At 66.4% G+C, this 22,554-nt stretch carries 24 protein-coding genes; 20 read left to right on the top strand and 4 right to left on the bottom strand.

Annotated features, from left to right (window positions below):
• Positions 1-17: 17 nt before the first annotated feature.
• The gene (glmU, locus tag ACQY5B_RS08975) at positions 18-1,370 is read right to left on the bottom strand and encodes a bifunctional UDP-N-acetylglucosamine diphosphorylase/glucosamine-1-phosphate N-acetyltransferase GlmU (protein ID WP_420325546.1); all 1,353 of its coding nucleotides are present in this window, start codon (positions 1,368-1,370) and stop codon (positions 18-20) included.
• A gap of 111 nt (positions 1,371-1,481) precedes the next feature.
• Here glmU and ACQY5B_RS08980 point away from each other — a divergent pair, with 111 nt between their 5' ends.
• Positions 1,482-2,147 carry an HAD-IA family hydrolase gene (locus tag ACQY5B_RS08980; protein WP_420325545.1) on the top strand — a complete coding sequence of 222 codons (666 nt, stop codon included), beginning with the start codon at positions 1,482-1,484 and terminating at the stop codon, positions 2,145-2,147.
• Between the two features lie 12 nt (positions 2,148-2,159).
• Here the strand turns inward: ACQY5B_RS08980 and ACQY5B_RS08985 are convergent, their stop codons facing one another.
• On the bottom strand, positions 2,160-3,464 hold the full coding sequence (locus ACQY5B_RS08985; protein ID WP_420325544.1) for an MmgE/PrpD family protein: 1,305 nt from the start codon (positions 3,462-3,464) through the stop codon (positions 2,160-2,162).
• A 178-nt stretch (positions 3,465-3,642) separates the two neighbouring features.
• On the opposite strand from ACQY5B_RS08985, the gene ACQY5B_RS08990 reads away from it, so the two are divergent.
• Together ACQY5B_RS08990 and ACQY5B_RS08995 are read left to right on the top strand one after the other, a co-directional pair.
• Positions 3,643-3,882, top strand: coding sequence for a DUF2798 domain-containing protein (locus tag ACQY5B_RS08990; RefSeq protein ID WP_305968385.1), 240 nt, complete (start codon positions 3,643-3,645; stop codon positions 3,880-3,882).
• A 49-nt stretch (positions 3,883-3,931) separates the two neighbouring features.
• On the top strand, positions 3,932-5,128 hold the full coding sequence (locus ACQY5B_RS08995) for a DegT/DnrJ/EryC1/StrS family aminotransferase (RefSeq protein ID WP_420325543.1): 1,197 nt from the start codon (positions 3,932-3,934) through the stop codon (positions 5,126-5,128).
• 12 nt (positions 5,129-5,140) lie between these two features.
• On the opposite strand, the gene ACQY5B_RS09000 is transcribed toward ACQY5B_RS08995, so the two are convergent.
• The gene (locus tag ACQY5B_RS09000; protein WP_420325542.1) at positions 5,141-6,664 is read right to left on the bottom strand and encodes a fused MFS/spermidine synthase; all 1,524 of its coding nucleotides are present in this window, start codon (positions 6,662-6,664) and stop codon (positions 5,141-5,143) included.
• Between the two features lie 143 nt (positions 6,665-6,807).
• On the opposite strand from ACQY5B_RS09000, the gene ACQY5B_RS09005 reads away from it, so the two are divergent.
• The 10 genes from ACQY5B_RS09005 (at position 6,808) to ACQY5B_RS09050 (ending at position 16,810) form a co-directional block, all read left to right on the top strand.
• Positions 6,808-7,971, top strand: a complete 1,164-nt coding sequence (locus ACQY5B_RS09005) for an isovaleryl-CoA dehydrogenase (protein WP_420325541.1) — start codon at positions 6,808-6,810, stop codon at positions 7,969-7,971.
• Between the two features lie 43 nt (positions 7,972-8,014).
• Positions 8,015-8,326, top strand: coding sequence for a hypothetical protein (locus ACQY5B_RS09010; RefSeq protein WP_428400334.1), 312 nt, complete (start codon positions 8,015-8,017; stop codon positions 8,324-8,326).
• The gene (locus ACQY5B_RS09015; RefSeq protein ID WP_420325540.1) at positions 8,323-8,802 is read left to right on the top strand and encodes a lysozyme inhibitor LprI family protein; all 480 of its coding nucleotides are present in this window, start codon (positions 8,323-8,325) and stop codon (positions 8,800-8,802) included. The genes ACQY5B_RS09010 and ACQY5B_RS09015 overlap by 4 nt, the downstream gene beginning before the upstream one ends.
• Entirely contained in the window at positions 8,802-10,349 is a 1,548-nt protein-coding gene (locus ACQY5B_RS09020; RefSeq protein ID WP_420325539.1) for an AMP-binding protein, read from the top strand. The genes ACQY5B_RS09015 and ACQY5B_RS09020 overlap by 1 nt, the downstream gene beginning before the upstream one ends.
• A gap of 16 nt (positions 10,350-10,365) precedes the next feature.
• Entirely contained in the window at positions 10,366-11,964 is a 1,599-nt protein-coding gene (locus ACQY5B_RS09025; RefSeq protein ID WP_420325538.1) for a carboxyl transferase domain-containing protein, read from the top strand.
• Between the two features lie 169 nt (positions 11,965-12,133).
• On the top strand, positions 12,134-14,071 hold the full coding sequence (locus tag ACQY5B_RS09030) for an ATP-binding protein (protein ID WP_420328674.1): 1,938 nt from the start codon (positions 12,134-12,136) through the stop codon (positions 14,069-14,071).
• Entirely contained in the window at positions 14,068-14,736 is a 669-nt protein-coding gene (locus ACQY5B_RS09035; protein WP_420325537.1) for a glutathione S-transferase family protein, read from the top strand. The genes ACQY5B_RS09030 and ACQY5B_RS09035 overlap by 4 nt, the downstream gene beginning before the upstream one ends.
• 14 nt (positions 14,737-14,750) lie before the next feature.
• On the top strand, positions 14,751-15,605 hold the full coding sequence (locus ACQY5B_RS09040) for a hydroxymethylglutaryl-CoA lyase (protein ID WP_420325536.1): 855 nt from the start codon (positions 14,751-14,753) through the stop codon (positions 15,603-15,605).
• A 34-nt stretch (positions 15,606-15,639) separates the two neighbouring features.
• Positions 15,640-16,416, top strand: coding sequence for a crotonase/enoyl-CoA hydratase family protein (locus ACQY5B_RS09045; protein WP_420325535.1), 777 nt, complete (start codon positions 15,640-15,642; stop codon positions 16,414-16,416).
• A 13-nt stretch (positions 16,417-16,429) separates the two neighbouring features.
• Complete coding sequence (locus ACQY5B_RS09050; RefSeq protein WP_420325534.1) at positions 16,430-16,810, top strand: hypothetical protein; 381 nt, start codon at positions 16,430-16,432, stop codon at positions 16,808-16,810.
• A gap of 43 nt (positions 16,811-16,853) precedes the next feature.
• Here ACQY5B_RS09050 and ACQY5B_RS09055 read toward each other — a convergent pair whose 3' ends face one another.
• Positions 16,854-17,579 (bottom strand): ATP-grasp domain-containing protein, encoded by a 726-nt coding sequence (locus ACQY5B_RS09055; RefSeq protein WP_420325533.1) that lies wholly within the window; start codon positions 17,577-17,579, stop codon positions 16,854-16,856.
• Between the two features lie 307 nt (positions 17,580-17,886).
• On the opposite strand from ACQY5B_RS09055, the gene ACQY5B_RS09060 reads away from it, so the two are divergent.
• From ACQY5B_RS09060 to ACQY5B_RS09090, 7 genes are all read left to right on the top strand, one after another.
• Complete coding sequence (locus tag ACQY5B_RS09060) at positions 17,887-18,252, top strand: NADH-quinone oxidoreductase subunit A (protein ID WP_043143593.1); 366 nt, start codon at positions 17,887-17,889, stop codon at positions 18,250-18,252.
• Positions 18,243-18,860, top strand: a complete 618-nt coding sequence (locus ACQY5B_RS09065) for a NuoB/complex I 20 kDa subunit family protein (RefSeq protein WP_420325532.1) — start codon at positions 18,243-18,245, stop codon at positions 18,858-18,860. Before ACQY5B_RS09060 ends, ACQY5B_RS09065 begins: the two co-directional genes overlap by 10 nt.
• Entirely contained in the window at positions 18,857-19,465 is a 609-nt protein-coding gene (locus ACQY5B_RS09070) for an NADH-quinone oxidoreductase subunit C (RefSeq protein ID WP_420325531.1), read from the top strand. The genes ACQY5B_RS09065 and ACQY5B_RS09070 overlap by 4 nt, the downstream gene beginning before the upstream one ends.
• Positions 19,465-20,685 carry an NADH-quinone oxidoreductase subunit D gene (locus tag ACQY5B_RS09075; protein WP_420325530.1) on the top strand — a complete coding sequence of 407 codons (1,221 nt, stop codon included), beginning with the start codon at positions 19,465-19,467 and terminating at the stop codon, positions 20,683-20,685. The genes ACQY5B_RS09070 and ACQY5B_RS09075 overlap by 1 nt, the downstream gene beginning before the upstream one ends.
• The gene (locus ACQY5B_RS09080) at positions 20,682-20,894 is read left to right on the top strand and encodes a hypothetical protein (protein WP_420325529.1); all 213 of its coding nucleotides are present in this window, start codon (positions 20,682-20,684) and stop codon (positions 20,892-20,894) included. Before ACQY5B_RS09075 ends, ACQY5B_RS09080 begins: the two co-directional genes overlap by 4 nt.
• A 49-nt stretch (positions 20,895-20,943) precedes the next feature.
• Positions 20,944-21,252 carry a hypothetical protein gene (locus tag ACQY5B_RS09085; protein ID WP_043143603.1) on the top strand — a complete coding sequence of 103 codons (309 nt, stop codon included), beginning with the start codon at positions 20,944-20,946 and terminating at the stop codon, positions 21,250-21,252.
• 91 nt (positions 21,253-21,343) lie between these two features.
• Positions 21,344-22,552, top strand: a complete 1,209-nt coding sequence (locus ACQY5B_RS09090; RefSeq protein WP_420325528.1) for an NADH-quinone oxidoreductase subunit E — start codon at positions 21,344-21,346, stop codon at positions 22,550-22,552.
• The last annotated feature ends 2 nt before the right edge of the window (positions 22,553-22,554 follow it).

The raw sequence follows: 22,554 nt of genomic DNA on the forward strand, positions 1-22,554 counted from the left end.
CAAAAAATTCCGCCAGGTCAGGCGCTTGCCTTCTGCTTGGCCTTTTTCGCGCGCAGCATGTTCATCAGCTTTTCCGCCAGTCCCGGCTTGTTCTCCTGCTTGCCACGCGCGATCGCCAGCGCCCCCGCCGGCACGTCCGAGGTGATGGTCGATCCCGATCCCGTCATGGCACCATCGCCAATGGTGACGGGCGCGACCAGCATCGTGTCCGAACCGATGAAGGCGTGTTTGCCGATCACGGTACGATGCTTGAACACGCCGTCATAGTTGCAGGTGATCGTGCCCGCGCCGATGTTGGTCTTTTCGCCGATCTCGGCGTCGCCGATATAGGTCAGGTGGTTGGCCTTGGCCCCCTCGTGGAGGACCGCGTTCTTGACCTCGACAAAATTGCCGACGTGCACATCCTCGGCCAGTTCGGCGCCCGGACGCAGCCGCGCATAGGGCCCGACGATGGCGCCACGGCTGACGTGGCAACCTTCGAGATGCGAAAAGGCGCGGATGCGGGCGCCGGATTCCACCGTGACGCCGGGGCCAAAAACCACGTTCGGCTCGATCTCGGCATCGCGGCCTATCGCGGTGTCCCAGGCCAGGTGCACTGTCTCTGGCGCCTGCAGGGTCACGCCAAGTTCCAGCAGGTCTGCCCGCGCGGCGGCCTGAAAGGCGGCCTCGGCATGGGCCAGGTCGGTGCGCGAATTCACGCCCAGGGTCTCTGCCTCGGGGCAGCGGACGACAGTTGCGGTCTTGCCCTGTGCACGGGCAAGTCCCGGCACATCCGTCAGGTAGTATTCGCCGCTGGCATTGTCGTTGCCGACCTTGGCCAGCATCTCGGCCAACAGGCCGGCGTCGGCCGCAATCACGCCGGAATTGCAGAGGGTTATCTCGCGTTCTTCATCGTTGGCATCCTTGAATTCGACGATCTTGACCAGATCATCCCCCTCCATCACCAGCCGCCCATAGCGCGCCGGGTCCGCGGCTTCGAACCCCAGCACCACGACGTCATGCGTGGCGCGCGCCGCCCGCATCGCCTCCAGCGTGTCGGGCGAGATGAAGGGGGTATCGCCGTAGAGCACCACCACGTCGCCTTCGAACCCGTCCAGCGCGGGCAGCGCGATGCGCACCGCGTGGCCGGTGCCCAGTTGTTCGGCCTGTTCCACCACGGCAAGTTCGGGGTCATGCTCGCGGGCGGCCTTGGCCACCGCCTCGAACCCATGTCCGCCCACAACCACCGTCCGCTCGGGCTCCAGCGCGGCGCCAGCGCGCAGCGCGTGCCAGAGCATCGGCGCCCCCGCGATCCGGTGCAGGACCTTGGGCTGGTCCGAGTTCATGCGAGTGCCCTTGCCTGCGGCAAGTACGATCAGGGCGGTGCTCATCAGGCTGCTCCGGAATTGCCTCTTTTTCGCGCCCGTTTTATCGGAGTGTCCGAGTGGCGCAAGGTGGCGTGGATCACGGCAGGTTGCGGCATGTGACAGCAGGGGCGGCAAATGAAGAAATGCGTAATCTTTGATCTGGACGGTACCTTGGCGGATACCAGCGGCGACCTGATCGCCGCCGCCAATGCCTGTTTCGAGGGGATGGGAGAGGCGGTGCGCCTTGACCCGGCCGCCGATGCAGGCGTGGCATTGCGCGGTGGTCGGCGGATGCTGACCGAGGGGCTGACGCGTGCGGGCCGCATGGACGAGGCCGTGGTGGACGCCTGGTATCCGCATTTGCTGGATTATTACGGCGCGGCGATCGACACCCATACGCGGCTGTACGATGGTGCGGTCGAGGCGGTCGAGGCCCTGCGCAGCGCGGACTACGCGGTGGGCATCTGCACCAACAAGCCCGAGGCGCTGGCCCGGGTTCTGCTGGAACGGTTGGGGGTGCGCGGGCTATTCGGCTCGCTGATCGGGGCCGACACGGGACCGACACGCAAGCCGGACGTGGCGCCCTACTGGGCGGCTGTCGAGGGTTGCGGCGGTCTGCGTGAGGCGTCCCTTTTGGTCGGCGACAGCGACACGGACCGCAAGACAGCCGCCGCGGCGGGCGTGCCCTCGGTCCTCGTCACCTTCGCGCCCGAGGGGCAGGCGGTCAGGGCGTTGAACCCGGAAGGCGTGATTGACCATTTCGAAGAGTTGTCCGGCGTTGTGCGGCGGCTGATCGGATAACCGGACAGACCGTCAGGGCGCGAGGTACAGCAGATCGGTCAGCGCGGACAGCGGCTCGGCTTCAAGCTGGCCGATGGCCCTGTCGATGGCCCGGGCGCGGTCCGGTCCCAGGATCGGTTCCGCCAGGGCGCGGTATTTTCCGGCCAGTTCCGCCTCTGTCGGCGGCGCCTCTGCATCCCAGCGCGGTTGCACCCAGTCGCCTTGTAGCACGCGTCCATCACGCAGGCGCAGCCGCACCCGTGCGAGTCGCGTGCCAGGAAAGACCGCGTTGGCATGGGCCTCTTCGGACATCATCAACCCCTTGGACAGGCGCAGGATCTCGGGGTCGCGCAGGCTGTCGCCGTCGAGATCTTCTGGACCCAAGGCGCCGCGCACCATGGCCACGGCACAGGGGAAGGAGGTCGAATACTGCGCCTCTTCGGTGGTTCGGGGACGGGCGGTGGCAAGGCGGATCGCCTCGTGAAAGCTCTCGACCTCGATCCGGTCGACCTCGCCCGAGGTCAGCCCATGCGCCCGCCGCAATGCCAGCACGCCTTCGACCGGTGCCTGCGCCCAGCGGCAGACCGGGTAGGGTTTGAAATACTGCCGCAGGATGCGCCAGTCCTCGCCCAATCCGGTCCAGAACTGCGGCGCCTGTTCGACCGTGATCGCGGGGGCGCCGGTAAAGCCGCGCTGCGCAAGCTGCACCGCCGAGACACCGCACATGGCGCCCCAGCCCGAGCCGTCCTTGACCATCGTCGGCCAGTCGATGCAGCGCATCATCTGGCTGCGCGGTCCATGGTATTCCGCGATCCCAAGCGCGTGCCGCGTCTTTTCGGCGGACAGTCCCAGAAGGCGCGCGCCCCCCGCTGCCGCCGTCACCGCGCCCCAGCTGCCCGAGGTGTGGTAGTCGGGGCAGGTGGCGTGCTGGGCCTCGGCCACTCGGGCGCCAAATTCATACCCCATGACCAAAGCGGCAAGGAAGTCCCGCCCCGAGACCTGCGCCCGGTGACCAAAGACCAGCAGCGCGGGCAGCAGGGGGCAACCGATGTGCCCCTTGGACGGGTTATAGCCGTCGTGCCCGTCGAGGCTGTCGATGGTCATGCCCGCGGCCATCGCCGCCGCCGCCGGCGCGGCGGATCGGCTGTCGAAAAGCAGCGGCGTCGTACCCGGCATGTCCTCGGCCGCGTGGTCGCGGATGATCCGCGACAGGTCTGTGCCAAGCCCGCCCGCCGCGACACCGATCAGGTCGCGCAGGCACCGTTTCGCCTGGGCTTGCACGCCTTGGGGCAGGTCGTCCCAGTGCAGGGTGTGGACGAAGCTCAGGACATCGCTCATGCCTCAAGTCTTTGACCCCGTCTGCACGGATTCTGCGCGGATCGCGACAGGATTGCCCCCGGTGTGTCGGAAACGAAGGCTTTGTGCGCCGGGTTAGGTCCGATTTGAACCGGTGCGCGTGTCCTTTGGCTGTGGGAATGCTAACGACAAGCCGCAATTCCGTGAAAGGACGTGGCCGATGATTCCCGCCAGATATGCCCATGTGCTGTTCAGCCTGCTCTTGTCCGGGCTGATGTCCCTGCTGGTGTCGCTGGTCGCGACACTCAAGAACGCGGGTCTGACCGCCGATATCCTCTCGCTCTGGATGGGGGCATGGTTGTCCAGCTGGCTGCTGGCCTTTCCCGGCGTCCTGGTCATTGCACCGCTGGTGCGTCGTCTCGTGGCGCGGCTGACCGTGACCGAGGATCGCTCCGCCTGATGCGTGGAGGGGAATTGACCGCGCCCGGTCAAGGCGGCATCAAAGACGGATGACAGAGCGTTTTACCGGCACATTCACCCAGCAGGAGCCGATCCCCGAGGAGGCCATCGCCGCCGCGGTCGAGGTCATGCGGGGCGGGCGGCTGCACAGATACAACACCCTTGCAGGAGAGACCGCGGAGGCGGCGCTGCTGGAACAGGAATTCGCCGCCCAGACCGGGGCGCGCTATTGCCTGGCGGTGGCCTCGGGGGGCTATGCGCTTGGCTGCGCCTTGCGGGCTGTGGGCGTGCAAACGGGTGAGCCGGTGCTGACCAATGCCTTTACGCTGGCGCCGGTGCCGGGGGCGATTGCCGGTGCGGGCGCCGTGCCGGTCTATGTCGGCGTGACCGAGGACCTGGTGATCGACCTGGACGACCTGGAGGCAAAGGCGGATCGCGCGCGTATCCTGATGCTGAGCCACATGCGCGGGCACCTGTGCGACATGGACCGCCTGATGGCGATATGCGACGCGGCAGGGATCACCGTGATCGAGGATTGCGCGCATACGATGGGCGCGGCCTGGAACGGTGTCCCATCGGGGCGTCATGGCGCCGTGGGCTGTTTTTCGATGCAGACCTACAAGCATGTGAACTCCGGCGAGGGCGGGCTGCTTGTCACCGATGACGAGGAGATCGCGGCGCGCGCGGTGATGCTGTCGGGGTCCTACATGCTGTATGAACGGCACCTCGCGGCGCCGGGGCCGGAGATCTTTGAACGTGTGAAATACACGACGCCCAATGTCTCGGGGCGGATGGACAACCTGCGGGCGGCGATCCTGCGCCCCCAGTTGCGGGCGCTGGACGCCCAGGCGGACCGCTGGAATGACCGTTATGCGGTGGTCGAGGAGGGCTTGCGCGGGACGCCCGGCCTGCACCTGCCGCGGCGGCCGCAGGAAGAGCGTTACGTCGGTTCTTCGATCCAGTTCCTGCTGCCGGGCTGGAGCGGCGAGGCGGTGCAGGACGTGCTGTCGCGCTGTGCCGAGCGCGGCGTGGAGCTCAAGTGGTTCGGCGGGGCCGAGCCTAGCGGGTTCACCTCGCGCTATGACAGCTGGCGCTATGCCCCGTCCGAGCCGATGCCGCAGACCGACCGTATCCTGCGCGGCCTTCTGGACATGCGCCTGCCGCTGACCTTCAGCCTGGACGATTGCGCGCTGATCGCCCGGATCATCCGGGCCGAGGTCGGCGCGGTCTTTCAGTCTGAGGCCTGAGGGCGGCGGCGCTCAGTCGATCACCGGATCAAGCCCCATCAGCCTGCTGACCGGCGCGTGGTCGTCGGTCAGGACCATCGGTTCCTTGGCCGTCAGCACGCTGTCGATGAACTCCGGTCCCAGCGCGGCAAAGCGGATCTCTTGCGGCGCACGGGTGGTGATGGTTGACACCGGACTGTCCCCGGCGCCCGCCAGCAGCACGAATATCCGCCGTTCTCCCGGTTCAGGCGGGCGTGCCTCGGTCCAGACCTCGACGCTGGGAAAGACCGCGCGCAGGGTTTCCACGATGGCGGCCAGCGCATCCAGCCGGTCGGTGCTGTCGATCAGGTTCATCGCAAAGACGCCTTGCGGGGCAAGCCGGTCACGGACCAACTCAAAGAACTCGCGCGTGACCAGGTGTTCGGGCACGGCAATATCGGTGAAGGCATCGCCGATGATGACATCAAAGGGCGCGGCGCTGTCGCGCAGCGCGATGCGCGCGTCGCGGTGCAGGACGGTGACGGTGTCTGGGTCGAACCAGAAATCTGCCACGGCGCGCGCGGTCACCTCCGGGTCGATCTCGGCCACGGTGATGCCGGTGATACCGCGATCCGCCCAGGCGCGCGGCACGGAGTAAGAGCCGCCGCCGATATGGAACGAGGTAAAGTCGCGATCCCCCATGCGCATCCGGGGCAGGGCGTCCAGCATGGCGGTATGGTCCGTGAACATCACGCGCGGATCTTCGCGTGCGCTGATCCCGTGGGCGAGGTGATCCAGCACCATCAGGCGCACCGGCGCCTCGGCGTCCTCGGACAACTGCACGGTACGGATGCAGAAATAGCTGCTTTCGCGGTCGCAGACAGCAGGCAGGCGCAGCGCCGACACCGCCAGCAGCAGGGCCAGTGCCAAGGTGCCGCCCGCCGTCGCCCACTGTCCGCGCGATGCGCCCGCAAGGGCTAGGCAAGCCAGGGCCGAGACCGCGTAGACCGCCGCGATCACAGTCAGCGAGGCGACCGAGCCGAGCCAGGCGACGAAAAGGAACCCGGCCAGAAGCGTGCCCGCGATGGCACCAACGGCCCCGGCGGCGAACATTGCCCCAAGTGCCTGTTCCGATTTCTGGCGCCCGCGCATCGCCGCGACGCTGAGGATGGGCGCGGGCACTCCGGCAAAGAGTGAGGGCAGGAAGAAGGCCAGCGAGGAAATCGCCGTGATCGCCGCCAGGGGATGCGTCAGTGCGCCCAGCACCGGCCCTGCCGTGGCGCGCAGCAGCAGAGAGGCGCCAGCGGTGGCCAGCGCCGCCGCCACCATGCACCAGGCCGCCCGGCGCAGGGCGCGGCCCGTCGCCAGCACTGCGATCCGTCCACCCCACCAGTGCCCGACCGACAGGCCGGCCAGGACCACGGCGATAATGGCGGTCCAGGTGTAGAGGCTCATGCCGACATAGGGCGCGATCATGCGCCCGGCGACGATCTCGACCACCATGCTGGCGGCAGAGACCGTGGCCTGCAAAAGGATCATCAGCCAGAGCGGGGCGTGCGGGGAGGTGGATGCGGTCATGCGGCCATTAGGTCAGCCGCGCGGCGGCGGTCAAGCGGCAAGGGCACGCAGTTTCGGGCCCTGCTGTTGCAACCAAGCCCATTGACCCGACTCGCTTGCTCGCGTTAAATGAACAAGCGTTCATTACTTTGGGAGGAGCGGGCGTGTTTCTGGCGACAATGAAGTTTGACCTGGGCGAGGATGTGCTTGCGCTGCAGGAAATGGTGCACAAGTGGGCGCAGGAGCGGGTCAAGCCCATGGCGGCCGAGGTCGACCGCAGCAACGAGTTTCCCGCCGTTCTGTGGCGCGAGATGGGCGACCTGGGCCTGCTGGGGATCACCGTGCCCGAGGAGTACGGTGGCGCAGGCATGGGCTATCTCGCTCATACGGTCGCGGTCGAGGAAGTGGCGCGCGCCTCGGCCTCTGTCTCGCTCTCCTACGGCGCCCATGCCAATCTCTGCGTGAACCAGATCAAGCTGAACGGCACGGACGAACAGCGCCGGAAATACTTGCCGGGCCTGATCTCGGGCGAGCATGTGGGCGCACTGGCCATGTCAGAGCCTTCTGCCGGGTCGGATGTCGTCAGCATGAAACTGCGCGCCGAAAAGCGGAACGACCGGTTTGTCCTGAATGGCAACAAGTACTGGATCACCAACGGCCCCGACGCCGACACGCTGGTGGTCTACGCCAAGACAGACCCGGACGCCGGGGCCAAGGGCATCACCGCTTTCCTCGTCGAGAAGTCGATGAAGGGATTTTCCACCAGCCCGCATTTCGACAAGCTGGGGATGCGCGGATCGAACACCGCCGAACTGATCTTCGAGGATGTCGAGGTTCCGTTCGAGAACATCCTTGGCGAAGAGGGCAAGGGCGTGCGCGTGCTGATGTCCGGGCTGGACTATGAACGGGTCGTGCTGGCAGGCATCGGCCTGGGCATCATGGCCGCCTGCATGGACGAGATCATGCCCTACATGGTCGAGCGCAAGCAGTTCGGCCAGTCGATCGGGAACTTTCAGCTGATGCAGGGCAAGATTGCCGACATGTACACGGCGATGAATTCCGCCCGCGCCTATGTCTACGAGGTCGCCAAGGCCTGCGACCGAGGCGAGGTCACCCGGCAGGATGCGGCGGCCTGCTGTCTCTACGCCTCGGAGCAGGCGATGGTGCAGGCGCATCAGGCGGTGCAGGCGATGGGCGGCGCGGGCTTCCTGAACGATGCGCCGGTCGCGCGGATCTTCCGCGATGCCAAGCTGATGGAGATCGGCGCGGGCACGTCGGAAATCCGCCGGATGCTGGTCGGGCGCGAGCTGATGGGGGCCATGTCCTGATGAGTTGCGCCGCGCCCATGTCCGACAGGATGGGGCGGTTCCGGTGAACATGCGGCTGCTGCTCTGGCTGCCATTGGCGGTTCTGGTGACGCTGGGCGCGGTGCTGGCCTTTCGGGCCGGCTGGATCGCGGCCAACCTGACGGAGAGCATGGCGATCGAGAGCTATGCCGCCCGCTACATGGCCGAGACCGGCGCACGGGCGGCGGATTGCACGGCGGTCCCGGGGGCCGAGGTCTGGCTGGTCATACGCTGCGGCACGGGTCAGGATCGGCGGGTCTACCGGGTGAACCGTTTTGGCGGCCTTGTCACGGGCAAACCGGCGGAGGGCGACAGGATGAAGGAGCCAAGCACATGAAATTCATTGCCTTTGCCATTGTTGCGGCCGGCCTGTCGACGCCAGCCGCGGCGCAGGACCTGGTCTTTTCCCCGCGCGCAACCGAAAGCTGCCTGGGATCGGGCGCGGAGTTCCGCAGTTGCATCGGGCTGGCAGCCGAGGCCTGCGTCGAGGACAACGGTTATGCCACCATGGTCCTCAGCGGTTGCTACGCGCGCGAACTTGACTGGTGGGACGCCCGCCTGAATGACTCTTACGCCTTTGCGATCCGCTACGCGAAACAGGCCGATATCGAAAACGCAGGCTTTGGCCCCTCGCAAGAGGAGGCCCTGCGCGAGATGCAGCGTGCATGGATCACCTACCGTGACGCCAAATGTGCCTATGCCCGCAGTCACTGGGGCGGCGGAACCGGCGCCGGGCCCGCCGGTGTCGAATGCCTGCTGCGCGAGACCGCCGAACAGACCTGGTACATCGAAAGCATGGTGACGCCGGGCTGATGCTGACCTCTGCCCCCACATATGATGCGCTGCGCGCGGGCTTTCGCTGGGACCTTCCGGCGCGGCTGAACATGGCCGAACAGGCCTGCGATGCGTGGGCGCGGCAAGACCCGGATCGCGTGGCCATCCTGGATCATTCCAGCGGCGCGGCGGTGAGCTACGGCGCGCTGGCGACTCTGTCGCGGCGGGTGCAGGCGGCGCTGTTGGCACGCGGCGTGGGGCCGGGCGATCGGGTGGGCGTATTGCTCAGCCAGTCGCCGCTTTGCGCTGCCGCGCACCTGGCCTGCTGGCGGATGGGGGCGATTTCCGTACCGCTCTTCATGCTGTTCCGAGAGGATGCGCTGCGGTCGCGCCTGTCGGACAGCGGTGCGCGCGTGGTGGTCACGGACGCGGAGGGCGCCGGGATGCTGGCGCCTTTTGACCTGGAGGTTCTGCGCGAGGACGAACTGCCCGCAGAGGGGGCAGAGGGGCCGGCGTTTGACAGCGGGCCAGAGACCCCCGCCGTGTTGATCTACACCTCGGGCACGACGGGCACGCCCAAGGGCGCGCTGCACGGGCACCGTGTCCTGACCGGGCACCTGCCGGGAGTGGAGATGAGCCATGACTTCCTGGGCCAGCCGGGGGATGTCCTTTGGACGCCCGCCGACTGGGCCTGGATCGGCGGTTTGTTTGACGTGCTGATGCCGGGACTGGCGCTGGGGGTGCCGGTGGCCGCGGCGCGAATGCGGCGGTTCGACGTCGATGAATGCACAAGGATCATCTCGGAACATGCTGTTCGGAATGTATTTTTTCCGCCAACGGCCCTGCGCATCCTGAAGGCGTCCGACGCCCGGATCACCGGGCTGCGCTCTGTTGCCAGTGGCGGCGAGCCGCTGGGGCCCGAGATGCTGGCCTGGGGGCGCGGGGCGCTGGGTGTCACGATCAACGAATTCTATGGCCAGACCGAATGCAACATGGTGGCCTCGTCCTGTGCGGCGCTTTTCGATCCGAAGCCGGGCGCTCTGGGGCGGGCGGTGCCGGGCTTTGACATTGCCGTGATCTCCGAGGACGGTGCGCCGGTGGATGGCGAAGGCGATATCGCCGTGCGGCGCGGCTGCGCCTCGATGATGCTGGAATACTGGAACCGGCCCGAGGCCACGGAGGAGAAATTCCGCGGCGACTGGCTGGTGACGGGCGATCGGGGCACGTTGGAAGAGGGCTTTATCCGTTTCGTGGGCCGCGAGGATGACGTCATCACCTCTGCGGGCTATCGCATCGGTCCGGCGGAAATCGAGGACTGCCTGCTCACCCATCCCGCTGTCGCCACTGTGGGCGTCGTAGGCAAGCCCGACCCGCTGCGAACAGAGATCGTCAAGGCCTATGTGGTCCGCAAGCCGGGCGCCGAGGTCGACGCCGCGACCTTGCAGGAATGGGTGAAAGAACGGCTCGCAAGCTATTCCTATCCAAGGGAAATCGATTTTCTGGATGCCTTGCCGATGACGGTGACGGGCAAGGTGATCCGCAAGGACCTGAAAGCGCGCGCGGCGGCCGAGACCGTGCAGGAATGAACAAGGGGACAGGGACATGAAACTGCAATCGCAGGTGCTGACGGCGGGAGAGGCCTTTGAAACCAACCGCGCGGCCCATCTCGAAGCGCTCGACCAGATCCAGGAGGCCGCCGCGCTTGCCATGTCCGGCGGCGGGGAAAAGGCACGTGACCGGCATTTGAGCCGGGGCAAGATGCTGCCGCGCGAGAGGGTGGCCAACCTTCTCGATCCCGGATCGCCCTTCCTCGAGGTCGGAACGACGGCTGCGCATGGCATGTACGGCGGCGCGGCGCCCTGTGCGGGGGTGATTGCGGGCATCGGTCTGGTTCAGGGACGGCAGGTCATGGTGATCTGCAACGATGCCACCGTGAAGGGCGGCACCTACTACCCGATGACCGTCAAGAAACACCTGCGTTCGCAGGAGATCGCCGAGGAAAACGAACTGCCCTGCGTCTACCTTGTGGACAGCGGCGGCGCCAACCTGCCCAACCAGGACGAGGTGTTCCCCGACCGCGACCATTTCGGGCGGATTTTCTACAACCAGGCGCGGATGTCGGCCAAGGGCATCGCCCAGATCGCCGTGGTCATGGGCAGTTGTACGGCGGGCGGCGCCTATGTGCCCGCGATGTCGGATGTCTCGATCATCGTCAAGGAACAGGGCACGATCTTTCTGGCCGGGCCGCCATTGGTCAAGGCGGCGACCGGCGAGGTTGTGACAGCCGAGGATCTTGGCGGCGGCGACGTGCACACGCGCCTGTCTGGTGTGGCCGACTACCTGGCCGAGGACGACGCCCACGCACTGGCCCTTGCGCGTCGGGCGGTGGGGTCGCTGGGCGGCGGCACGCTCGCGCCGGCCCTGCAGGGCGAGGCGCCCGCCTATGACCCGGACGAGCTTCTGGGCGTGGTGCCCGCGGATCTGCGCACGCCCTACGACATTCGCGAGGTCATCGCACGGATCGTGGATGGCTCCTACTTCGACGAATTCAAGCCCCGCTTCGGCGAGACGCTGGTCTGCGGCTTCGCCAAGCTCGAGGGCATGGATGTCGGGATCATCGCCAACAACGGCGTGCTGTTTTCGGAAAGCGCGTCCAAGGGCGCGCATTTCGTCGAGCTATGCTCGCAACGGCGGATCCCGTTGGTTTTCCTGCAAAACATCACCGGTTTCATGGTGGGTCGCAAGTACGAGAACGAGGGCATCGCGCGCCACGGCGCCAAGATGGTGACGGCGGTGGCCACCACGTCCGTGCCCAAGGTGACGGTGCTGGTCGGCGGCAGTTTCGGGGCGGGCAACTACGGCATGGCGGGCCGCGCCTACCAGCCTCGGTTCCTCTGGACATGGCCCAACAGCCGGATCTCGGTGATGGGTGGCGCCCAGGCGGCGGGCGTGCTGGCCACCGTGAAACGCGACGCCATCGAACGGTCGGGCGGTACCTGGTCCGAGGAGGAAGAGGCCGAGTTCAAGCGCCCGACGCTGGAGATGTTCGAGGAACAGTCGCACCCCTTGTATGCCTCGGCCCGGCTCTGGGATGACGGCATCGTCGACCCGCGCAAGACCCGGCAGGTGCTGGCACTGTCCCTGCGCGCGGCGCTGAACAAACCCGTCGAAGAGACGCGCTTTGGCGTGTTCCGGATGTGATCGCGATGAGGACGGAAACCATGCAAGACATCAAGAAACTTGTCACGATCGCAAAACCGGTGGCCCCGGCGTCGGTGTTTCTTTGGGCTGAAAATACTCCGGGGAGTGTGAGGGGCTGGCCCCTCACGGCCCTCCGCGTTGCACCGGCAGGAGGCAAGGGACGATGACCATGTTTGACACCATCCTGATTGCGAACCGGGGCGAGATCGCGGCCCGTGTCATCCGTACCGCCCGGGCGATGGGCCTGCGCACGGTGGCGGTGCATTCGGACGTGGATGCTGAGGCGTTGCACGTGACATTGGCAGACGAGGCGGTCTGTATCGGCGGAGCGGCGCCGTCGCAAAGCTACCTGAGGACGGACCGGATCATCGAGGCGGCGCAGGCGACTGGCGCGCAGGCGATCCATCCCGGCTACGGCTTTCTCAGCGAGAATCCCGATTTCGTCGAGGCGGTCGAGGCGGCGGGACTGACATTCATCGGCCCCTCGGCGCAGGCGATCCGGCAGATGGGGCTCAAGGACGCGGCCAAGCGGCTGATGGACGAGGCCGGCGTGCCGGTGGTGCCCGGATACATGGGCGAGGACCAGGACCCCGGTCACCTGGAGGTCGAGGCGCATCGCGTCGGCTACCCTCTGCTGATCAAGGCGGTTGCGGGCGGCGGCGGCAAGGGCATGCGGCTGGTCGAGGACCCGGAGGAGTTCGTCGATGCGCTGGAACGGGCCAAGGCCGAGGCGCTGACCGCCTTCGGCAATGATGCGGTCCTGATCGAGAAATACATCCAGCGGCCCCGGCACATCGAGGTGCAGGTTTTTGGCGACGGGACGCGCGCGGTGCACCTGTTCGAACGAGACTGCTCGCTGCAGCGCCGCCACCAGAAGGTGATCGAGGAGGCGCCCGCGCCCGGCATGACCGAGGAGATGCGCGCCGCCATGGGGGCCGCCGCCGTGCGCGCGGCCGAGGCCATCGGCTACAAGGGCGCAGGCACGGTGGAATTCATCGTCGATGGCGCGAACGGCCTGCGCCCCGACGGGTTCTGGTTCATGGAGATGAACACCCGCCTGCAGGTGGAACACCCGGTGACCGAGGAAATCTGTGGCGTCGACCTGGTGGAATGGCAGATCCGCGTCGCCGCGGGCGAACCTCTGCCCGCACGGCAGGAGGACCTGGCGATCAACGGCCACGCTTTCGAGGCGCGGCTCTATGCCGAGGACGTGCCGGCGGGTTTCCTGCCCGCCACGGGGACCCTGTCGGACCTCACGTTCCCCGAGGGTCTGCGCGCCGAAGCCGGCGTGCGTGCGGGCGATGCCATCAGCCCGCATTACGACCCGATGATTGCCAAGCTGGTGGCGCATGGGCCCACCCGGGCCGTGGCCCTTCAGCGACTGGCGCGGGGGCTGCGCAACAGCCGGGTGGCGGGCACGGTGACGAACCTGGCCTTTCTGGGCGCGCTTGCGGAACACGCAGGGTTCGCGCGGGGCGAGGTGGACACCGGACTGATCGCCCGCGACATCGATGCCCTGACCGCACAGCCCGAGATCACGCCGGTGATCTGGGCCGAGGCGGCGCTGACGGCACTCGGGCTGACAGAGGCCACGGGCTGGGAGACCGGCTTTGCGCTCTGGCGGCCGGAATGGCGCAGGGTGGTGCTGAAGCAGGCCGGTGAGCAGCGCGACGTGGGCGTCATGGTCAAGGGGCCGGATGCGGCGCTGATCTCGGTCGAGGGGCAGGTGATCGACGCACGGCGGGGCCTGCGCGGGTGGTCCTTCGACGGCAGCCCGGCTTCCGGTGCGCACCTGGCAGAGGGGCAGGTGACGGTCTTTGCCCACTACGGGATCGGCTTTGACCTGCCCGACCCGCTGGCGCGGGGCGCCGCGGCGGCGGGGGCCCTGGACGGGGCCCTGGCGCCGATGCCCGGGCGGGTCGTCTCTGTCCATGTGGGCCTGGGCCAGGAGGTTGCCGAGGGCGACCGGCTGGTCGTTCTGGAAGCCATGAAGATGGAGCATACCATGCGCGCTGGCCGTGCTGGCGTGGTCTCGGAGGTCTTGGTGGCCGAGGGCGATCAGGTCGAGGCGGGTGCGCCGCTGGTGCTGCTGGGGGAAGACGGATGATCCGCCTGCACCACGTCCAGTACGGCCGCAGCTTTCGCGTCCTCTGGCTGATCGAGGAGATCGGCCCGGACCGGTTCGGCGGGCTGGAGGTGATCGAGCACCGCATCGGCACGCCCGAGATGCGCGAAAGCGGTCTGGCGCGCGTCTCTCCTGCAATCCGCATCCCGGCGATCGAATGGGACGGGCTGGAGATGAGCGAATCCGGCGCCATCGTGGAATACCTCTCGGAGCGGCTGGCGCCGGAGCTGACCCGCGCACCGGATCACCCGGAGCGCCCCGCCTTCCTGCAATGGCTCCACTATGCCGAGACGATGGCAAGCCTGATCGAGAACCTGAACCTGCAGATGGTTTTCCTGCGCCCGCCGGCAAAGCCTGCACCGGTGGTTGTCAAGCTGCACGTGGCGCGTCTGCGCCAGACCCTGCGCGGCATGGAAGAGGCGCTGGGAGAGACCGGTTGGCTCTTGCCCGGCGGGTTCTCGGCGGCGGACATCATGATGGGGTTCAACCTTTTTGCCGCGCCTTACTATGTCGAGATGGACGAGTTTCCGCGCCTTCAGGCATATCGCGCGCGGATGGAGAAACGGGCCGGATACCGGCGGGCGGTCAAGCGTGAGGGGCCGCAGCGGTTCTATGCGCGCGATTTCTACCCGGTGCCGGAGGAATGAACCGGAGAGAGAAGATGAGCGAGACGGTCGAGATCTTCGAGGTGGGCCCGCGCGACGGGCTGCAGAACGAGAAACGCGCCATCCCCACGGCGGAGAAGGTGGCGCTGGTGGACCTGCTGTCCGGCGCGGGGTTTCGGCGGATCGAATGCGCCTCTTTCGTGAGTCCGAAATGGGTGCCGCAGATGGCGGATTCCGGAGAGGTCCTGGCGGGAATTGCGCGGGCGCGGGGCGTCTCCTACGCGGCGCTCACGCCGAACCTGAAGGGGTTGGAGCGCGCGCTGGCGGCGAAGGCGGACGAGGTTGCGGTGTTCGGCGCGGCGTCCGAGGGCTTCTCGAAGGCCAATATCAACGCCACGGTCGAGGAAGGGCTGGCGCGCTTCGTGCCTGTGGCCGAGGCGGCGCGCGAGGCGGGACTGCCCGTGCGTGGCTATGTGTCCTGCGTGGTGGAATGTCCCTACGACGGGGCGGTGGCGCCCGCGGCCGTGGCCCGGGTGGTTGCGGCCTTGCGGGACATGGGCTGTTACGAGGTTTCTCTGGGGGACACCATCGGGCGGGGGCGGCCGGAGGCGGTGGATGCCATGCTGTCCGTCGTGCTGGACGAGATGCCCGCGGCGCAGCTGGCAGGGCATTTCCACGATACATCCGGTCGGGCGCTGGAGAACATCGACGTGGCGCTGGCGCGAGGCTTGCGGGTCTTTGATGCTGCGGTCGGCGGGTTGGGGGGATGCCCCTATGCGCCGGGTGCGGCGGGCAACGTGGCAACGGAGGCGGTGCACGATCACCTGGTTGCTCGGGGCTATGTCACCGGGCTGGATCGTGTCGTCCTGGACAAGGCCGCCCAGATGGCGGGCGCCATGCGTGGGACGTGACTGGTTCGCTGGGCAACGGATTGAAAGGGACGAGATGGAGTTGATCGGGGTATCGCGCGACACGCGGGGCGTGGCGGAGATCAGCCTGCGCCGGGCCGACAAGCACAATGCGCTGTCCGCGCAGATGATGACCGAGCTGGAGGCCACGGCGCACAGCCTGGCGGCAGACCCGGAGGTGAAAGTGGTTGTCCTGTCGGCAGAGGGCAAGTCCTTTTGCGCCGGCGGTGACCTGGCCTGGATGCGCGAACAGTTCGAGATGGACCGGGCGACGCGGCGCGAGGAATCCTCGCGCATCGCCAAGGCATTGGGCGCGCTTTATGCGCTGCCGCAACCCCTGATCGGCAAGGTGCAGGGCAATGCCTTTGGCGGCGGGCTGGGGCTGATCTGCGTGTGTGACATTGCACTGGCCGCCGAGGGGGTGAAGTTCGGTCTGACCGAGGTCAAGCTGGGGCTGATACCGGCCAATATCGGGCCCTATGTCATGGCCCGGATGGGTGCCGTGAAGGCGCAGGAAATCTTCATGAACGGACGTATCTTTGGCACTGACGAGGCCGTGGCGCTGGGACTGCTGAACCGGTCGGTTCCGGCGGATCAATTGGACGAGGCCGTCGCGGCAGAGGTCGCTTTGCCGTTGGCCTGTGCGCCGGGGGCGGTTCGGGATGCCAAGGCGTTGTTGCGGCGCCTGGGGGGGGAAGTCACCGAGGCCGAGGTCGACGGGGCCATCGACGCCCTGGCCGCCCGCTGGGAGACATCGGAGGCGCAGGAAGGGATCGCCGCCTTTTTCGACAAGCGGCCCGCGCCCTGGGCATGAAGGACCGGCGGCCATGCTGATCCAGGTTGCCCATCTCTATGCCACTGTCTGCCTTGCCATCGTCTTCTTCCAACTGGCGTTGATCGGGGGCGCGCCGCTTGGTCGCTGGACGCAGGGTGGGCGGCACGAAGGCGCCTTGCCGCTGACCGGGCGGGTGGTGGCGGCGGTCTCTGTTCCGGTGGTCTTGTTCCAGGCAGTGGCGATCCTGTCGGCGGCGGGCTTTCCCGGCCTCGGTTGGCCGCGCTGGAGCGGCTGGGTCGCCCTTGGCGTGAGTGGGCTGAGCGCCGTCCTGAACGGAATCACCCCGTCGCAGAAAGAACGCGCCGTCTGGTTCCCGGTGATGCTGGTGATGAGCGGATTGGCGGGCTACGTGATGATTTCAACGATCCGGTGAAGGGCGACACGCTGGTTCCTGGCACCGAAACCTGGCCACAGGGTCATGCGGCCAGTTCCGCCCAGCGGGTCGCGATCAGTCTTGCGTAGCGGATTGGCGACAGCCCGTAGGCGCCAACCGCATAGGCATCGTTGACCTCGACCACCAGCGTCCGCCCGTCAGAGGTGACCCCGAAATCCAGCGCATAGGCCGCAGGAGCACCCGCCGTCGATTGGGCGGCCAGCGCAGCGCGGATCACCTCGGGGTCAGGGAAGCACAGCGGATCGCCCCGGTAGGGTCGCAGGTCGATCAGGTCGCCATGCAGGACAAAGCCACGGTATTCGGTCACGAAATCCACCGGATCGGCACAGATTACCGCTTCCTCGTCGGGGATATGCGCCGTTGGGATCAGGTCGGCGAAGCTGCATAGCAGCGTTCCGGTAAAGAGCTTGAGCCGGTCGGGCAGGGGCTTGACGAAGATTGCCGTGCCATTGCCTGCCAGCTGTCGCGCCTCGGCCATCGTCGACTGCCAGATGCGCCGCCCGGCAAAGGGCATCAGCGCCTCGGGTATGCTGTCGAGATCCAGCACGGGAATGCCCAGCCGTTCCATGCCCTTCCGGGCATAGCGGATGCCGCCCACGACGATGTCCCCCGCGGCAAACGTGAGGTCGTCGAAGTCCTCGGGCGCGAAAATCCGGACCTCTTCGCCGAGCTGCGCAAAACCCACGCGCGCAATGTCTCGGTTCACGCTGAAAATCGTGTCGTCGGGAGCAAGGATGTGAACGGTCATGGGATTGTCTTTCCTGTCTGCTCCCGGCTGCTAACGCAAGTGGCGGCACTTGAACATGGCGGGATTCCCGTCCTCTCGGCCCGTGATCACAAAGTCGGGCGCGACGCTTGCGCGCGGCGCGTGCTGCCATGCAGCATCGCCTGTTCCGGCATCCCTTTGTCAACAAAGGAAAAACCGCCAATTTCAGGGAAAGCCTTTTGTTCGCAGGGATTTGAATGCACGCGCCTCGTGTTGACCCTGCCAGATGGCAGCGATAAGGGACAATAAGCCAAGCGCCACAGCGCCCGATCCTTGAAGGAGCCACGTCTTGGAAGAGATGCTGCGGGAATATCTTCCCATCCTCGTCTTTCTGGCCATTGCCATCGGTCTCGGCCTTGTCCTGATCCTTGCCGCGGTGATCCTCGCCGTGCGCAACCCGGACCCGGAAAAGGTTTCCGCCTACGAATGCGGGTTCAACGCCTTCGACGATGCCCGGATGAAATTCGACGTCCGGTTCTACCTGGTCTCGATCCTGTTCATCATCTTCGACCTTGAAATCGCCTTCCTGTTTCCCTGGGCGGTGGCCTTCAAGGACGTCTCGATGGTGGGCTTCTGGTCGATGATGGTGTTCCTGGGCGTTCTGACCATCGGCTTTGCCTACGAATGGAAGAAGGGGGCATTGGAATGGGAATGACCGACGACAAGGCCCATGTGACCGATGTACAGGGCGACGGCCAACAAGGCGCGCGCGTGAAATCGGGTCCATCCGCGCTGTCCCCCTACGGCTCGAACACCTCTGGTGGCGACCGCGAGGTGGCCACGCAGACCCTGAACCGCGAGCTTCAGGACAAGGGTTTTCTGCTGACCTCGACCGAGGACATCATCAACTGGGCGCGTACCGGTTCGCTGCACTGGATGACCTTCGGCCTGGCCTGTTGCGCCGTCGAGATGATGCATTCCTCGATGCCGCGCTATGACCTCGAACGGTTCGGGACCGCGCCGCGCGCCAGCCCGCGCCAGTCGGACCTGATGATCGTCGCCGGCACGCTGACCAACAAGATGGCTCCGGCCCTGCGCAAGGTCTACGACCAGATGCCGGAGCCGCGCTATGTCATCTCGATGGGCTCCTGCGCCAACGGTGGCGGCTATTACCACTACTCCTACAGCGTGGTGCGTGGCTGTGACCGCGTGGTGCCCGTGGATGTCTATGTGCCGGGCTGCCCGCCGACGGCAGAGGCGCTGGTCTACGGCATCATGGCGCTGCAGAAGAAAATCCGCCGGACGGGGACATTGGTGCGATGAGCGAATTGCTGAACGAACTGGGCGGCCATATCGAGGCCAAGCGCCCCGACTGCGTGATCGGCTGGGACGTCACCCATGGCGAGCTGAACGTCGATGTGGCGCCTTCGAACATCCGCGGGTTCGTGGAGTTCCTGAAGACGGACGCGACCTGCCGGTTTTCCTCGCTGGTGGACATCACCGCCGTTGACTACCCGGAGCGGCCCAAGCGGTTCGACGTGGTTTATCATTTCCTGTCGATGTACCAGAACCACCGCATCCGCCTGCGCGTGGCGATCCGCGAGGATGAGATGGTGCCATCGATCGTGTCGGTTCACCCCTCGGCCAACTGGTTCGAGCGCGAGGTTTTCGACATGTTCGGCATCCTCTTTGCCGGCCATCCGGACCTGCGCCGCATCCTGACGGATTACGGGTTCCGCGGCTTCCCGCTGCGCAAGGATTTCCCGACCACGGGCTATACCGAAGTGCGTTACGACGAAGAGCAAAAGCGCGTCGTCTACGAGCCGGTGAGCCTGGTGCAGGAATACCGCCAGTTCGATTTCATGTCCCCCTGGGAAGGCGCGCAATACGTGCTGCCCGGTGACGAAAAGACGGAAGAGGCGAAGTGATGGACGGCTCCAAAGGTTTCGAAGACGCCCTGACGGGCGAGCAGAAGATCCGCAACTTCAACATCAACTTCGGCCCCCAACACCCGGCGGCGCACGGTGTGCTGCGTCTTGTGCTGGAGCTTGACGGCGAGATCGTCGAGCGTTGCGACCCGCATATCGGTCTGCTGCATCGCGGCACCGAAAAGCTGATGGAGACGCGGACCTACCTGCAGAACCTGCCCTATTTCGACCGTCTCGACTATGTGGCGCCGATGAACCAGGAGCACGCCTGGTGCCTGGCCATCGAAAAGCTGACCGGTGTCGAGGTGCCACGGCGGGGGTCGTTGATTCGGGTGCTCTATTCGGAAATCGGCCGTGTCCTGAACCACCTGCTGAACGTGACCACGCAGGCGATGGACGTGGGCGCCCTGACGCCGCCGCTCTGGGGCTTCGAAGAACGCGAAAAGCTGATGGTCTTCTACGAACGGGCCTGCGGCGCGCGCCTGCACTCGGCCTATTTCCGGCCCGGTGGCGTGCACCAGGACCTGCCGCCGGCCCTGATCGACGATATCGAGGCCTGGGCCAAAGAATTCCCCAATGTGCTGGATGATATCGACGGCCTGCTGACGGAAAACCGCATCTTCAAGCAGCGTAACGCCGATATCGGCGTCGTGACCGAGGAAGAGATCAACGAATGGGGCTTTTCCGGCGTCATGGTGCGTGGGTCGGGCCTTGCCTGGGACCTGCGCCGCGCGCAGCCCTATGAATGCTACGACGAGTTCGACTTCAAGATCCCGGTCGGCAAGAACGGCGATTGTTATGACCGCTATCTCTGCCGCATGGCCGAGATGCGCGAGAGCGTGAAGATCATCCTGCAGGCCATCGAGAAGCTGCGCGCGCCCGAAGGGCAGGGCGACGTCCTGGCGCGCGGCAAGATCACCCCGCCGAAACGCGGCGAGATGAAACGCTCGATGGAAGCCCTGATCCATCACTTCAAGCTGTACACCGAGGGCTTTCACGTTCCCGAGGGCGAGGTTTATGCCGCCGTCGAGGCGCCCAAGGGCGAATTCGGCGTCTACCTCGTGGCCGATGGGTCGAACCGGCCCTACCGGTCCAAGATCCGCGCGCCGGGCTACCTGCATCTGCAGGCGATGGATCACGTTGCCAAGGGCCACCAGCTGGCCGACGTCGCGGCGATCATCGGTACGATGGACGTCGTCTTCGGGGAGATCGACAGGTGATCCGACCGCTCTTGGCGCTTTGTCCGCAGGCAGGAGGCGCCGTGGCGCAGAGCCTGCCCGCAGGGTTCGGGGACAATGGCGCACTGTCCGACGATGCAATCGGGGACAACCGCTTCATCCCAAAGGATACCGCCCGGGATCTGGTTGCCTCCGGGGCGATCGAGTTTGGCGTGGCCGCCGGAGCGGTGCGGCTGGTGAATTGCCCCTGAGGGGGAAAGATGGGCCGCCGCCGCGCGGCCTTTTGCGAGGGACGACACGATGAAAAGATACGCTTTTGCCCTGGTCGCGACTGGACTGGTTTCGGGCTGTTTCCTGCCCGAGGGCGTCACCGAAGAGGACCTTGCGGCCTTTGATGCCGCTGTGGCCTCGATCGGATGTGACCTCGTGAACGAAAGCGATTATCTGCCCGTGGAACTGCAGACCGGGATGCCGCGCGAGAAGGTGGTGACCATCTCGCAGTACAAGGTCGAACAGAAACAGGCGGTGCCGCTGTCGAACGGCGGTGTGCGTCTTCAGACCGGCGCCTGCGCCCCCAAGACCGAGCCCGCGCCTGAGGCGGCAACCTGACGTGACCGGCCCAGCGGGCCGGACCGGATGCAAGATTGAAACCCGAGGCGCCGCGCCCTGGCGCCGGACGTAAGACGGAAAGCCGAAAGCCATGCTGCGCCGACTGCACCCCGAACAGCCCGAGAGTTTTGCCTTCACGCCCGCCAACCTGGCCTGGGCGCGCGAGCAGATCACCAAGTACCCCGAAGGCCGTCAGGCCAGCGCCATCATCCCGCTGCTGTGGCGGGCACAGGAGCAGGAAGGCTGGCTCAGCCGTCCGGCGATCGAAGCCGTGGCCGACATGCTGGACATGGCTTATATCCGCGCGCTCGAGGTGGCCAGCTTCTACTTCATGTTCCAGTTGCAGCCGGTCGGCTCGCTGGCGCATATCCAGATTTGCGGCACGACCTCCTGCATGATCTGCGGCGCCGAGGACCTTATCGCCGTCTGCCGCGAAAAAATCGCCGACAAACCGCACGCGCTGTCTGAGGACGGCAAGTTCAGCTGGGAAGAGGTCGAATGCCTGGGCGCCTGCACCAATGCGCCGATGGCGCAGATCGGCAAGGACTATTACGAGGACCTGACCGCCGAGAAACTGCGCGATCTGCTCGACGCACTGGCGCGGGGCGAGGTGCCGCAGGTCGGGCCGCAGAACGGTCGTTTCGCTTCGGAGCCGAAGCCGGGCATCACGTCGCTGACCGAATTTGTGAACGGTTCGATCAAGCTGAACGCCAGCGCGCAACTGGCCGATGACATCGGCGACACGATCAAGCGCATCGACGGCACCGAGGTGCCGCTGTCGGCGCCCTGGAACGACCAGTCGGGAACCCGTGGCAGCCACCAGCCGCATGCCCCCGAGGCAGAGGTTCCCGCAGAGGAAACCCCGCAACCGGCCAAACCCGCGCCGAAGCCGGAAAAGGTTGCCGAGGCACCTGCCGAGGTCGAGCAGGCCCTGGTCCAGCCCAGCACACCGCTGCCCGGCCAGGCCGAGCTGTCCAGCCGCAAGGGCAGCTGGCGCTACGAGGCCCCGGCCTCCGAGGACAAGCCCGCGGAAGAGCCGGCTGCGCCTGCGGCAGAGGACAAGCCTGTCGGCCTTGACGCGCCGCGTGACGGCAAGCCGGACGACCTGAAGGAAATCAAGGGCGTCGGACCCAAGCTGGAAGAGCTGCTGCACTCGCTGGGCTTCTACCACTTCGACCAGGTCGCGGCCTGGACAGACAAGGAGCTGGCCTGGGTCGACGAGAACCTCGAGGGTTTCAAGGGCCGGGCGACCCGCGACGAATGGGTGGCGCAGGCCAAGGAGCTGGCGGCGCGGTCCTAAAG

This window comes from Antarctobacter sp., from assembly GCF_965277915.1.
Taxonomy (GTDB): domain Bacteria; phylum Pseudomonadota; class Alphaproteobacteria; order Rhodobacterales; family Rhodobacteraceae; genus Antarctobacter.